13 protein-coding genes are annotated in these 12,761 nt (G+C 76.8%); 3 read left to right on the top strand and 10 right to left on the bottom strand.

Annotated elements, in window-relative coordinates:
* The first annotated feature begins 4 nt into the window (after nt 1–4).
* From G5V58_RS01900 to G5V58_RS01890, 3 genes are all read left to right on the top strand, one after another.
* On the top strand, nt 5–841 hold the full coding sequence (locus tag G5V58_RS01900) for an ERCC4 domain-containing protein (RefSeq protein ID WP_165228265.1): 837 nt from the start codon (nt 5–7) through the stop codon (nt 839–841).
* A gap of 4 nt (nt 842–845) precedes the next feature.
* The gene (locus G5V58_RS01895) at nt 846–1,748 is read left to right on the top strand and encodes a LysR family transcriptional regulator (RefSeq protein ID WP_165228263.1); all 903 of its coding nucleotides are present in this window, start codon (nt 846–848) and stop codon (nt 1,746–1,748) included.
* A gap of 139 nt (nt 1,749–1,887) precedes the next feature.
* Entirely contained in the window at nt 1,888–2,808 is a 921-nt protein-coding gene (locus tag G5V58_RS01890) for an NAD-dependent epimerase/dehydratase family protein (protein ID WP_165228261.1), read from the top strand.
* Here G5V58_RS01890 and G5V58_RS01885 read toward each other — a convergent pair.
* From G5V58_RS01885 to G5V58_RS01840, 10 genes are all read right to left on the bottom strand, one after another.
* Nucleotides 2,797–3,369 (bottom strand): TetR/AcrR family transcriptional regulator, encoded by a 573-nt coding sequence (locus G5V58_RS01885; protein WP_165228259.1) that lies wholly within the window; start codon nt 3,367–3,369, stop codon nt 2,797–2,799. The genes G5V58_RS01890 and G5V58_RS01885 overlap by 12 nt on opposite strands.
* Nucleotides 3,362–4,195 (bottom strand): alpha/beta fold hydrolase, encoded by an 834-nt coding sequence (locus tag G5V58_RS01880; protein WP_165228257.1) that lies wholly within the window; start codon nt 4,193–4,195, stop codon nt 3,362–3,364. The genes G5V58_RS01885 and G5V58_RS01880 overlap by 8 nt, the downstream gene beginning before the upstream one ends.
* Nucleotides 4,196–4,253: 58 nt before the next feature.
* Complete coding sequence (locus G5V58_RS01875; RefSeq protein WP_165228255.1) at nt 4,254–4,943, bottom strand: hypothetical protein; 690 nt, start codon at nt 4,941–4,943, stop codon at nt 4,254–4,256.
* Nucleotides 4,936–5,304, bottom strand: coding sequence for a PadR family transcriptional regulator (locus tag G5V58_RS01870; RefSeq protein WP_165228253.1), 369 nt, complete (start codon nt 5,302–5,304; stop codon nt 4,936–4,938). Before G5V58_RS01870 ends, G5V58_RS01875 begins: the two co-directional genes overlap by 8 nt.
* Before the next feature lie 22 nt (nt 5,305–5,326).
* Nucleotides 5,327–6,508 carry an FAD-dependent monooxygenase gene (locus tag G5V58_RS01865; RefSeq protein WP_165228251.1) on the bottom strand — a complete coding sequence of 394 codons (1,182 nt, stop codon included), beginning with the start codon at nt 6,506–6,508 and terminating at the stop codon, nt 5,327–5,329.
* 72 nt (nt 6,509–6,580) lie between these two features.
* The gene (locus tag G5V58_RS01860) at nt 6,581–8,395 is read right to left on the bottom strand and encodes a hypothetical protein (protein ID WP_165228249.1); all 1,815 of its coding nucleotides are present in this window, start codon (nt 8,393–8,395) and stop codon (nt 6,581–6,583) included.
* On the bottom strand, nt 8,392–8,904 hold the full coding sequence (locus G5V58_RS01855; protein WP_230487006.1) for a GNAT family N-acetyltransferase: 513 nt from the start codon (nt 8,902–8,904) through the stop codon (nt 8,392–8,394). Before G5V58_RS01855 ends, G5V58_RS01860 begins: the two co-directional genes overlap by 4 nt.
* A gap of 69 nt (nt 8,905–8,973) precedes the next feature.
* Nucleotides 8,974–11,853 (bottom strand): BTAD domain-containing putative transcriptional regulator, encoded by a 2,880-nt coding sequence (locus G5V58_RS01850; protein ID WP_165228247.1) that lies wholly within the window; start codon nt 11,851–11,853, stop codon nt 8,974–8,976.
* A gap of 68 nt (nt 11,854–11,921) precedes the next feature.
* Nucleotides 11,922–12,359 carry a VOC family protein gene (locus G5V58_RS01845; RefSeq protein ID WP_165228245.1) on the bottom strand — a complete coding sequence of 146 codons (438 nt, stop codon included), beginning with the start codon at nt 12,357–12,359 and terminating at the stop codon, nt 11,922–11,924.
* A gap of 25 nt (nt 12,360–12,384) precedes the next feature.
* Nucleotides 12,385–12,753, bottom strand: a complete 369-nt coding sequence (locus G5V58_RS01840) for a hypothetical protein (protein ID WP_165228243.1) — start codon at nt 12,751–12,753, stop codon at nt 12,385–12,387.
* Nucleotides 12,754–12,761 lie beyond the last annotated feature (8 nt).

Here is a 12,761-nt window from a genome sequence, read left to right as displayed (position 1 = left end):
CCGCGTGGTCGAGGCGGGTGCGGTGCTCGTGGACCACCGCGAGCGCGGCAGCGGCATCCCCGAGGCGCTGGTCGCGGCCGGCCTCGACGTCGAGCTGACCGACCTGCCCGTCGGCGACTACGTCCTCGGCCCCGGCCTCGCGGTGGAGCGCAAGGGACCCACCGACCTGGGCGCGTCCATCCGCGACGGCCGCATCTTCGAGCAGGCCGTGCGCCTGCAGTCGGCCTTCGTCCAGGCCGTGCTCGTCGTCGAGGGCGAGCCCCGGGGCATCGCCGAGGACGCCTGGCGGGGCGCCGTGTGCCGCCTCGTGGAGGACGGCTTCACCGTCCTGCACAGCCTGGACGCCGAGGACACCGCGGCCTGGATCCTCCGGCTGGCCAAGCGCGCCCGCCGCGCCGCCCCCACCCTGCGCACGGAGGGCCCCCGCCGCAGCCCGCGGCACCCCTCGGCCCAGGCCGAGGCCATGCTCTCCGTCGTCCCCGGCGTCAGCACGCCGATGGCCCGGACCCTCCTCGCGGCGTACGGCAGCGTCGAGGCGATCGCCCACGCCGCCCCCGACGGCCTGCGCACCCACCCCGGCATCGGCCGGGTGCGGGCCGAGCGCCTGGCCGAGGCGCTGCACGGGCCGTACGTCGTGCCGGACGACCGGGAGCCCGAGCCCGGTCGCGCGCTCCGCGAGTCGCGCCCGCCGCGGCGCTGGCTGCTCACCACCGGCGACCCCGACGCCGAGCCCGCGTCCTACGACCGGCGCGCGATCGCCGTGCGCGCCCTGCGCTCCGCGCCGCCCGGCACCCAGCTCGTCGACAGCCTGACCGGCGAGGTCGTGGCCCCGCTAGGTTGAGCCGGTGCCGACGCTGCGCGCCCTGGAGTGCCTGGTGGCCGTGGCGGACTGCGGCTCGATCACGCAGGCGGCCCTGCACCTGCACTCCTCGCAGCCGGCGGTCTCACACCAGCTCGCCACGCTCGAGCGTGAGGCGCGCACCCCGCTGGTGCGCCGGGTCCCGCGGGGCGTGGTGCTGACACCGGCCGGGCGCGCCGCACTGGCGCACGCCCGCACCGCGGTCGAGGCGGCGTCCTCGTCGGTGCGGGCCGCGCGGGCGGTCGACGAAGGCACCGCCGGCACGGTGCGGTTGGCGGTGGCCCAGAGCCTGACCGTGGCCCTGGCCGCGCCGACCATCCGGGACTGGCACCGCCGCCGCCCCGACGTGAGCGTCGCGCTCCGCGAGCTCGTGGTCATGGACGACGCGGTGACCGCACTGGAGGCCGGCGAGGTCGACCTCGCACTGGTGCCGGCCCCCGCTCCCGCGAGCCTGCACGCCGTGGAGGTGGCCGAGGAGGAGGTCGTCCTGACCGCGGCGGCCGACCACCCCCTGGCGGCGCGGGCGGCGGTCCGGCTCGAGGAGCTCGAGGGCCTCGACCTGGTGCACTTCGCACCGGAGAACAGCCTGCGCGGGTGGCTCGACGAGCACCTCGTCCGGGCCAGAGTGCGCGCCACACCGGTGGTGCGCACCGCGGTGACGGCGGCCGCCCCCCAGCTCGCCGCGGCCGGCCTCGGCGTCGCCGTGACGCCGGTCAGCGCCGTCACCGACGGCTTCCCCGGTGCGGTCCGCCCGTTCGAGCCCCGGTGGACGCGCCGCCTGCTCGCCGTCACCCTCGCCGAGCCCGATCCGCTGGTGGCGCGGTTCGTGGCCGACGTGCGTCGCCGCGGGCTCCGGGTCCCGGGGGCGGTGCGGAGGCAGCTGGGCTGAGGGCCGCCTGACCTCCACGCGGCCGAGGTCTGCCCTCCGATCACTGCAGGGCGGGACGGGAAGGTCCGGTCCCGGCTGCGTTGCTCTCCCGAGGTGGGCGGCACAGCGCCGCGCCAGCCGGCTCAGGAGGTTGCAGGAGATGTCACGCGTGTTCGTCACCGGAGGATCGGGCTCCATCGGACGGCGCCTGGTGCGCCGACTGGTCGACGAGGGCCACGAGGTGAGCGGCCTGGTCCGCAGCGAGGAGTCGGCCGCGCTGCTGGCCGCGGCCGGGGCGACACCGGTCCTCGGCGAGCTCACCGACGCCGGCACCTGGCAGGACGCCCTGGCCGGACACGAGGTCGTCTTCCACCTCGCCGCGGAGACCGACATCGACGCCGACCGGGAGCGGCACCAGCTGGTCACCGTCGTCGGCACCGAGCAGGCGCTCCGCGCGGCGCGGGCCGCGGGTGTGCCCGTCTTCGTCCACTGCGGCAGCGAGTCGGCGCTGCTCGCCGGCGAGCCGCTCGTCGAGGTGGACGAGACCGCACCCCTGCGCCCGGACTCCGCCGCGGCGTACTGCGCCGCCAAGGCCGACGCCGAGCGTCTGGTCCTCGAGGCCGACACCCTCGGCTTCCGCACCGTCTCGGTCCGCCCGCGCTTCGTGTGGGGGCCGGAGAGCTCGCTCATCGAGAACCTGGCCGGCGCCGCCCGGGCGGGCGCCTTCGGGTGGATCGAGGGCGGCCGGTTCACCACCGACGTCACCTACGTCGACAACGCCGTCGAGGGGCTCGTCCTGGGGTGGCACCGGGGCCGCGGCGGCGAGGCCTACTTCGTCACCGACCGCCACCGCGTCGTGCTCCGCGACTTCCTCGAGGCCCAGTTCGCGGCGCACGGCGTCACCGAGGAGATCGTGGACCTCGACGCGGCCACCGCCGAGGCCGTGGTGCCGGTGCCGGCCCGGTGGTTCATCGGGCAGGACTGCACGCTGCGCACCGACAAGGCCGTCGCCGAGCTCAGGTACGCCCCGCTCGTCGACCAGGCCACCGGCCTGGAGCGGGTCCGCGCCTCACTGGCCTGACCGGGCCCGCAGCCCGCGGTCGCAGAAGTCGACCAGCCAGGCGAAGCTCTCCTCGACGTCGGTGTCCAGCTGGAAGCCGCCCGCGGCCTCCAGCGTGGCGAAGCCGGTGAAGACCGAGCGCAGCATCCGCAGCGCGTGCACGGTGTCCCCCGGCTGCAGGTCGTACGCCGCCAGCACGGCGGCCAGCGACTCCAGCACCCGCGCACCGGCCGCGGCCAGGGGCTCGTCGTGCGGGTCGCCGGTGATGCGGATGGTCGCGGCGTAGCGCCCCGGGTGCTCGACCACGAACCGGCGCACCGCCGAGGCCGCCGCGGTCAGTGCGTCCCGGCCCGAGCGGCCCTGGATCGCGTCGCGCAGCTCGTCGCCGAGCTCGACGACCGCGAGCACCGCGATCCGCTGCTGGAGCTCGGCCTGGCCGGCCACGTGCTTGTAGAGCGACGGCGCCTTGACCGAGAGGCGCTCGGCCAGCGCGCCCATGGTCACGCCCGGCAGCCCGACCTCGTCGGCCAGCGCCGCGGCGGCGGCCGTGACCTTGTCGGGGTCCAGCCCCGCCCTAGGCACCCGCGTGCTCCCGCAGGAACGAGACCACCAGCGCCGCCGTCTCGTCCGGGAACTGGGTGTGGGGGTAGTGGCCCGCGCCCTCCACCACCGCGAGCCGCCCGAGCCCGCCCGGCAGCGCCGCGACGACGGCCTCGCCCTCGGCCCGGGCGTCGACCCAGTCCGGGTCCCGCGAGCCCTCCACGACCAGCACGGGGCACCGCACGTCGCCCAGCCGCGCGCCCGCGTCCGCCGGCGCCGACCTCCCCATCGCCTGCAGGGTCCGCATCCGGCCACCGGCGCCCAGCTGCTCGTCCAGGCGCGCGAGGTCGGCGTCCCAGTCCGCCGGCCGCCGGCCCGGGAAGGCCAGCTCGAGGTAGGAGCGCCAGGCCTTGCGGCTGCCGAAGAGCCCGGTCCGGACCAGCCGCCCCATGCCCTGGCGGTAGGTCCGCGAACGCAGGTCGCCGAGCCGGAACGACTGCTTGCGCGTGAACGGCGCCAGCTCGACCACGCCCGACACCAGCTCCGGGGCCTCGGCTGCCGCGATGGTCACCGCGCCACCCGAGATCGAGTGGCCGACCAGCACCGCCGGCCCGCCCAGGTGCCGCACCAGCGCCACCAGGTCGCCGGCGATGTCGGTCCGCGAGTACGACGCGAACGTCGCCGTCGACTCCCCGCAGCCGCGCACGTCGAGGTTCGCGACCCGGTAGCCCGCCGCCACCAGCTGCGGGACCAGGAAGCGGTAGGCCGCCCGGTCGTTGCCCATCCCGTGGGCCAGGACCACGAGCGGGCCCGTCCCGCTCAGCTCGTAGGCGAGGGTCCCGCCCTCGACCTCCAGGTGCTCGACCACCGCTGCCTCCTCATGGCTAATGTTCATAGCCAAAAGCTAACAGTCGTAGCCACGGGAGTCAACCCCCGGCTCGCACCACGCGCTGCCCGACCAGGGCCAGCCCGGCCACGACCACCCCCACCACGAGCACGACCTCGGTCAGCACCACGCCCGGCGCCGTGCTGTAGCCGGTCGTCGCGGCGTACCCGACCGCCAGCACCGTGGCCACCGCGCCGCTCGCCAGCAGGCCCAGCGTCCCGCGCCGCAGCGGCCGCGCCGGCGCGGGCACGTCGTCACAGGCCACGCTCACGCCGATCCCGCCGGCCAGCGCGGTGACGAGCCCCGCGACGGCGTACGCCGCGAGGATCGCCGCCGACTCCCGCGCGCTGCCCGGAGGCACGTGGTGGAACGCCCACCCCATCGCGGCCAGCACGGGCAGAACGCTCACCAGGCCGCCGACCGCCACCCCGACCAGCCCGCCCACGACCACCCGCGCCACAGCCCCGCGCCCCGGCGGGGCGGGCGCCGGCGCGGTCGGCGCGACCGGGGTGAGACCCAGGGACGAGACGACGTCCTGCGCGAGCCGCGCCGGGTCGACGTCGAGGAGCTCCGAGAGCGGCGCGCCCTCGGCCACCGCCTGCGCGAGGTCGCGGACCAGCTGCGCGCGCAGCTCGGCCCGCTCCCCCGCGGGCACCCCCATCCGGCCCCAGACGAGGTCGACCCGGTCCACCCACGCGGTGAGCTGCGGCCGCCAGCCCCGGTCAGCCACGGGGGCCCGCCTCGCCCAGCGCCGCGACCAGCAGGCCGTCGGTCACCGCCACGTGCCGGTCCCACTGCGCCCGCCAGGACGCGAGCGCCTCCTCGCCCGCCGCGGTCAGCGACAGCACCTTGCGCGGCGGTCCGGTCGGGCTCGCCTCCTCCGCCTCGACCAGCAGGCCCCGGCGCCGCAGCCGGGTGGTGAGCGGGTAGACCGCGCCGTACCCGACGTCGGTGAACCCGCCCTCCCGCAGCCGCTCGACCAGGCCGTAGGTGTGGCTCGGCCGCTCGTGCAGCAGGGCCAGCACGCACAGGTCGAGCACCCCTCGCAGCAGGTCCGAGGCCCGCCCCGCCGTCGCCTCCGCCGCTACCATGCCTGACACAGTAGCGCGAGGGTCAGGCGTAGTCGGGCAGCTCCGGTCCGCCCACGGCCCGCTCGATCAGGGCGCCGAAGGCCGCCAGGTCCGGCTCGGGCGGCGGCGGGGCGTCGGGGTCCGGCGCCGGGGCGAGCAGCATGTCGACGTGCGCGCGGCCGATCTCCTGGTTGGCGTCGACGTGGTCCTGCATCCGCTCCTGGTACGCCGCGAAGCCGGCCTCCGGGTCCCACCCCGCGGCCGCGAGCTCGCCGGCCAACACGTAGGCGCCCACCAGCGCCATGCCGGTGCCGCCGCCGGACATCGGGGAGGCGCAGAAGGCGGCGTCGCCGATCAGGCCGACCCGCCCCGACGACCACCGCGGCAGCACGACCTGCGCGACCTGGTCGAGGTAGAAGTCCTCGGCCGCGTCGACGTGCTCGAGGATCCGCGCGGTCTCCCAGCCGAAGCCGGCCATCGCCTCACGCACCAGCCGCTTCTGGGCCACCACGTCGCGCACGTCCACGTCGAACGTCGGGGCGGGGAACGACACCATGGCGATGGCGCGCGTCGGGTCGGGCACCGGACGCAGCCCCGCCCACCGGCCGTCGGCCTGGTGGTCGACCAGCCAGCCGTCCACCCCGAAGTCGTTGGGCACGGTGAAGAAGGCCAGCGCCATCCCGAGGTGCCGCACGTACTGCGAGCGCGGCCCGAAGACCATCGAGCGCAGCGACGAGTGCAGCCCGTCGGCGCCGACGACGAGGGAGAACCGTCGCCGGGTGCCGCTGGCGAACTCCACGTCCACCCCGTCGGCGTCCTGGCTGAGCGAGGCGATCCGGTCGCCGAAGAGGTACTCCACCGAGTCGCGCGTGTCGTCGTGCAGGACCTGCGCCAGGTCGCCGCGCAGCACCTCGATCTCCGCGACGTAGCCGTCCCCGCCGTCGTCCTCGACGCGCTGGGTCTCGACCACCTCCCCCGCCGCGTCCACGGTCAGCGCCCCGAGCGCCCGTGTGCGCACCGCCCGGACCGCCTCGTCGAGCCCCATCCGCGCGATCACCTCCCGGGCCACCCCGCGGGCGTCGACCGCCTGGCCGCCCGGCCGCAGCCCCGGCGCCGCCTCGACCACGGTCACCTCGGCGCCGTGCCGCACCAGCCAGTGCGCCAGCGCCGGCCCCGCGATGCTCGCACCGGACACCAGCACCGTGGTCCCGCTCGTCCCGCTCATGTGGCTCAGCCTCTCTCGCCGGTGGACGTGCGGTCTGACCGCGTGCGCGGCGGGTTCTCATCGACGCCGGCGTCAGGAGGTGGCCACGCCCAGGCCCTCGATGCGCACCAGCCGGCCCCGGGTGGCCACGACGACCCGGACGTCGCCGGTGTACGCCGCGGCCAGTTCCGGGAGCTCGACGACCCGCTGGGTGGTGGACCGGCGGTTCGCGAGACGCACCGTGGCGAGCAGCCGCGACCCGGCGTACACCTTGACCGTGCCGTGCCGGCGGCCGCCGGCGGCGACCAGGGCCAGGCGCCGGGCGCCGACGACCGGGACGGTCAGGGTGGCGTGCCGGCGACGGGCCTGGAGCACGGACCCGGCGTAGGCCGAGGCGGAGGTGCGCAGCGCCCAGCCCCGGGCCCGGCCCAGCTCGACCGCCGACCGGGGCACGGTCCAGGTCCGAGTCGCCGGGGTGGCGTCGCGGTGACCGCTGCCGTCGGTGGCGGCGACCGCGAGCACGTGGGTCCCGGCCGTCAGCCCGTCCAGGCGCAGGGCGCCGGCGGCGCACGGTCGCGCCACGCCGTCGAGCGTGCAGGCGCACGTCGCACCCCCGGACGCCCCGACGGTGAACACCGGCGCCCGGTCGAGGGACCACGAGCCGGCCGCGGGGCCGCCGGTCAGGGTGGTCTCGGGCGCCGTCGTGCCCCCGGTCGTCCCGCCCGGCGACCCGGCGACCGTCCACTCACGGCGGGCCGGGGTGGCCTGCACGTTCCCGGCCGCGTCGTGCGCGCGCACCTCGAGCACGTACCGCCCGGCCGGCAGGTCGTCGAAGCGGACCGGGCTGCGGCACGGGCTCCAGTCGGCGACCCCTCCCGGGCCGGTGAGCCGGCACTCCACCAGCGTCGCGTCGGACGGCACGTCGAGCGCGAACCGCGCGGCGGTGCCCGAGGTGTCGGCCGAGGCGATGCGCGCCTCGGGGGCGACGGTGTCGACGACCCAGGACCACGACGCGGGCTGCGGGTCGGTCCACCGGCCCTTGGTCGCCTGGACGGAGAAGGTGTGGCTCCCGTCGGCCAGCCCGGTGAGCCGGTGCGTCCCGGTGGCGCCCTGGCCGCACGCCGACCACGGGCCACCGCCGGTCGAGCACAGGAACGAGCTCCCGGCGAGCGCCGCGAAGCCGAACTCCGCGTCGGGGCTGCTCGTCAGCGCCGGCGGACCCGAGGTGATGGTGGTGTCCACGACGCTGAACACGTCCCAGCGCTCGTCGGTGGTGTTGCCGGAGGCGTCCTCGGCGTACGCCGAGAACCGGTGGTCGCCGACGGCGAGCCGGGCGGTGACCGGTGAGGAGCACGGGGTGTACGCCGCGGCGTCGAACCGGCACCGCGCGTTGCCGCCGGCGACCTCGAAGGTCACCGTCACCGCGCCGGGGGTGGTCGCGGACGCGATCACGGCCGGGGCCGACAGCGTGGGGGGCCGGATGTCGCGGAAGACCGCGACCGGCCGGGTCTCCCTGCTGCTGAACGCGTCGGAGTGCACGCCGCACTGGATCCTGCCGTTGCGGCCGCGGGTCTCGTCGCAGCCCTCCCAGTGGTCGAACACCCACTCGCCGACGGGGTGGGCGACCGGCGCCGCCTCGAGCCAGACCCAGGCCTCGAAGGCCTCCGAGTCGCGCACCCGCGGGCACCAGTTCAGGACCCGGTGGTCGGTGTTGTCGAGGAAGCTGCACGTCGTCGCGCCACCGTCCTCGACGGTGCCCTCGACGATGCGCACGGCCCCGGCGCCCTGGACGCCGATGGTCACGCCGACCTGGCCGGCGTGGGCGGCCGGCGGTGCCGCCAGCAGCCCGAGCAGGACGGCCCCGGCGGTGAGCACGGCACGCAGGACGTGGCGCACGGGCGCGCTCACCGGCCCAGCTCCGGCAGGGCGAGCCACGCGGCCCAGCTGACGTCGCGCCCGACGTACCGCGGTCGCCGCAGCGGCCAGCGCGCGGCGATCCACAGCGGCACGAAGTCGTCGAGCGCGCGCTCGACGTCGCTGCCGAGGAGCGCGTCGACGACCCACCAGGAGATCTCGGCGTCGGCGCCGACGCGCTCGGGCGGGTCGACGTACACGCAGCCGAGCAGGGCGGACTCCGCGGCGTCGAACAGCGCGTAGTTGAAGGACTCGTGGGCCTCGGTCTCGGCCTCGTGCCGGGCCAGGTCGGTCCGGTCCTGCTCGTGCGACAGGTCGGCCGGCGGCCAGCCCCAGGCCGCGCCGTAGATCGACCAGAGCCGCTCGCGCGAGCCGAGGACGGCGGGCAGGTCGAGGTCCACGTCACTGGCGCGGACGGGTCGGAGGTGGTGGCCGGTGGGCAGCTGCGCCCGGGCCGGGTGGGTCCACCCGTCGGGCAGCCAGGGAGGCGTCATCTCGTGCATGCCGCCCAGCGTCGGCGGCAGCGCTTGCGACGGGCCTGCCGTTGCCTGACAGCCGCTTGCGGGGGCCCGCTAGGGGCGCTGCAGGGCGACCGTGACGGCCTCGGGCATCGTCAGCCGGCGCCCCTCCTCGGTGGCGGCGGCGTGCTCGGTCTCGCCGAGCGCCTCGCGCGAGCGGGCCACCGCCTCGCGCAGCTGGTCCTCGTCGGGCTGGTAGTAGCCGTAGACGTCGGCGCCCACCGCCTCGCGCAGCCGCGCGGCGGCGCCGTGCAGCACCGCCACCCGCCGGTGGTCGCCGGCCAGGGACTCGACCAGGCCCATGCTCTCCAGGAAGTAGGCGAGGTTGGCCGCGTCCCCGGTCTCCAGGCTGAGCCGCACACCCTCCTCGAGGTGCTCGCGGGCCGTGGCGGGGTCGTCGACCGCGAGCGCGACCTGGGCGGCGGTGAAGAGCGTGACGTAGACCGCCAGCGGGTCGGCGCGCTCGCGGGCCGCGCCCATCGCGCGCTCGACCCGCTCGGCCGCGCGCCCGGTCTCGCCCTGCAGCAGGAGCACGGTGCCGTGCCAGACCTGGGTGAGCGTCCACAGCCACTGCCGTCCCGCACCGGCGGCCTCGCACAGCCGGGCGGACTCCTCGAAGGCGGCGCCGGCGCTCGCGAGGTCGCCCGACGCGAGCGCGGCCAGGCCCCGCCCGGCCACGCCGTAGGCGTGACCCTCCGTGTCGCCCGTGCGCTCGCCGAGGAGCTCCGCGGCCGCCCAGGACTCCCGCGCGGGGTCCAGGTCGCCCTGCGCGAAGGCCATCGCGGCGTGCGCCGCGAGCAGCCGCACCCGCACCTCGTCGGACAGCCCGGCCCCGAGGGCCGCGGTGATGAGACGGCGGCCCTCGACCAGCGAGCCGCTGAGCCACCAGTAGAGCCAGAGGTCCCAGGCCAGCCACCCGGCCTCGTCGGCGTCGCCGTCGGCCAGGCCGCTCTCGACCGCGGCGACCAGGTTGGCGTGCTCGCGCCCGGTGACCGCGAGCGCCGCCATCGTGCCCGGGCCGCGGTACGCCGGCTCGAGGGTCCCCGCCAGCGCGCGGAAGTGGCGCCGGTGCGCGGCGCGGGCGGCCAGCCGCTCGGGGCCGACCAGCAGGTCGTCGGCGTACTGCACGATCGGCTCGAGCACCCGGAACCGGGCCACCTCGGGGTGCTCGGCGTCCGGCAGGACCAGTGAGTGCTCGACCAGCGCCTCGAGGACGCCCAGCACCGGGCCGTCCTCCGCGACCGCCTCGACCGCGTCGAGGGTGGAGCCGCCGACGAACACCGACAGGCGCCGCAACAGCCGCTGCTCCTCTGCCGAGAGCAGGTCGTGGCTCCAGTCGAGGGTCGAGCGCATCGTGCGCTGGCGCGGCGGCAGGTCCCGAGCGCCACCCGCGGCGAGCACCTCGTGGAGCCGCGCGAGCATCATCGTCGGCGGCAGCAGCCGGACCCGCGCCGCGGCGAGCTCGATGGCCAGCGGCAGGCCGGCCAGCCGGCGGCAGACCGCACCGACCGCGGCCCGCTCCTCCGGGGCCAGGGCGTCGAGATCGAAGCCGGGCGACGTCGCGGCCGCCCGGTCCAAGAACAGCGAGACCGCGGCCGAGCGCCCGAGCGCCTCGGCGTCGGACTCCTCGGGGTCCGGCACGGGGAGCGGGGGCACCTGGTACTGCACCTCGCTGCGCACCCGCAGCGCCGTGCGGCTGGTCACCAGCACCCGCAGGTCCGGGCACGACGCGACCAGCCGCGCGACCGGCGCCGCGGCCGGCAGCAGGTGCTCGAGGTTGTCCAGCACGAGCAGCAGCCGGCGTGGCCGCAGGTGCTCGACCAGCGCCGCGGCCACGTCCTGGCCCTCCACGCCCACCAGGCCCAGCGCCCGCGCGAGCTCCGGCAGCACCGACCCCGGGTCGCCGACCGGCGCCAGCGACACCAGCACCACGCCGTCGCGGTAGTCGTCCTGCGCGGCCTGCGCGACGGCGTACGCCAGCCGGGTCTTGCCCACCCCGCCCAGCCCGGTCAGCGTCACCAGCCGCTGGGTCGGGCTCTCCAGCAGCGAGCGCACGTAGTCGACGTCGCGCTCGCGCCCCAGCAGTGCGCTGCTGGGCGGGACCACGTCCGAGCGCCACCGCGCCGCGCTCACCGCGGGCGCCGGCGGCGCGGCGGTGACCGGCGCCGCCGGGGCCGGGCCGGGCAGCAGGGCCTCGTCCTGGGTGAGGATCGCCTGGTGCAGCTCCTGCAGCTGCGGCCCCGGGTCGAGGCCGAGCTCCTCGGCCAGCCGGCCCCGCACGTCGTCGTAGACCGCCAGCGCGTCCGACTGCCGGCCGCTGCGGTAGAGCGCCAGCATCAGCAGCCGCCGCAGCGACTCCCGCAGCGGCTGCTCCTCGACCAGCGTCGGCAGCCGGCGCAGCACCTCGTCGTGCCGGCCCTGGGCCAGGTCCACCTCGGCGCCGAGCTCCACCGCCGCCACCCGCTGGCCGTCCAGCCGCGCGGCCTCGGCCTCCGCGAAGGGCCGGCCCACGTCGGCGTACGCCGGGCCGCGCCAGAGCCCCAAGGCCTGCGCCACGTCGCGCCTCGCGGCGTCCAGCTCGCCCCGCCCGCACGCCGCGCGCGCGGCCTCGACCAGGGCCTCGAACCGCTCCGCGTCCACGCTGCGCGGCGGCACGTCCAGGCGGTAGCCCGGCGGCACCGTCGCGATCTCGATCCCCGTGCCGGCGTCGCGCAGCCGCGAGCGCAGCCGGGACACCACCGCGTGCAGGTTCGCCGTCGTCCCCCCGCGCGCACCCTCGCCCCACACCCGGTCCAGCAGCGTGTCGACGGACACCACACGGCCCACGTCGAGGACCAGCGCCGCGAGCACCTCGCGGTGGCGGGGCGACCCGATGTCCACCGACTCGGTCGTGCTCCCCCGGTGGACCTGCATGGTCCCCAGCACGCTGATCACGCTGGCACCCTAATCAGCCCTCTCGCGCGGCGGCGCGATCGGGACGGCTGCTCTCCCGGCGGGCAGGGTCAGCTCACGCAGAACTCGTTGCCCTCGGGGTCGGTCATCACGACGTAGTAGAAGTCGTCGCCCGGGTCGTCGCCTCGCGTGCGGCGCAGGACCGCGGCCCCCAGTGCGACCAGCTCGTCGACCTCCGCCTCCACGATCTCCACCCGTCGGGCCATCGGCAGAGCGTCGTCGCGACCCGTGGGGTAGAGGTCGAGGTGCAGGCGGTTCTTCCCGGCCTTGGTCTCGGGCACCTGCTGGAACCAGAGCGCCGGTCCGTGGCCCTCCGGGTCGAAGAGCCGGTCCTCGAAGGCCGGTGCGTCCCCCAGCCGCGACCGGTAGTGCGCGTGCCAGGTCTCGCCGCCGGTCGGCGGCGCGCCGTCGTAGCCCAGGGCGGCGGACCAGAACCGCGCCAGCAGAGCAGGGTCGTTCGCGTCGACGGTGAGCTGCCAGAAGGTCACCCCGACGAATCTAGGCGCTCGCGCGTCAGTCCTCCGCGGGCCGGTAGGTCCAGGTCCAGTGCGCCGAGCCCTTCTCCAGCACCCCGTCCCGCTTGGCGCGGATCCGGATGGTGTGCGTGCCCGGCCGCACCCGGACCTTGTACGGCGAGGCGCAGGACCGCGCCGGCAGGTCGTCGATGGCGCAGGTGAACACCGAGCCGTGGCGCGGGACCGTCTTGAACCGGAAGACCACGTTGGCCCGGTCGGTGACCCTCGGCGGGCCGGCGAAGAGGTGGGTCTCGGGGCGGTCGAGACCCTCGCTGAGGGCGCCGTCGGCGGTGGCCGGCGACGACGCGAGCGCGGCCGCGGCCAGGACGAGCGCGGCCACCGTGGGCGCGGGCGAGGTGCGGGTCATGACCGCGA

It is taken from the genome of Nocardioides anomalus (assembly GCF_011046535.1).
Taxonomy (GTDB): domain Bacteria; phylum Actinomycetota; class Actinomycetes; order Propionibacteriales; family Nocardioidaceae; genus Nocardioides; species Nocardioides anomalus.
Note: the sequence above shows the minus strand (reverse complement) of the source record. Positions and strands in the feature narration are given on the sequence as shown.

Bases quoted from the DNA above. Each gene is read 5' to 3' on its own strand.
- G5V58_RS01865 (WP_165228251.1), bottom strand. From the start codon at position 6,508: ATGAGCGGGACGAGCGGGACCACGGTGCTGGTGTCCGGTGCGAGCATC.
- G5V58_RS01890 (WP_165228261.1), top strand. From the start codon at position 1,888: ATGTCACGCGTGTTCGTCACCGGAGGATCGGGCTCCATCGGACGGCGC.
- G5V58_RS01840 (WP_165228243.1), bottom strand. From the start codon at position 12,753: ATGACCCGCACCTCGCCCGCGCCCACGGTGGCCGCGCTCGTCCTGGCC.
- G5V58_RS01855 (WP_230487006.1), bottom strand. From the start codon at position 8,904: ATGCACGAGATGACGCCTCCCTGGCTGCCCGACGGGTGGACCCACCCG.
- G5V58_RS01870 (WP_165228253.1), bottom strand. From the start codon at position 5,304: ATGGTAGCGGCGGAGGCGACGGCGGGGCGGGCCTCGGACCTGCTGCGA.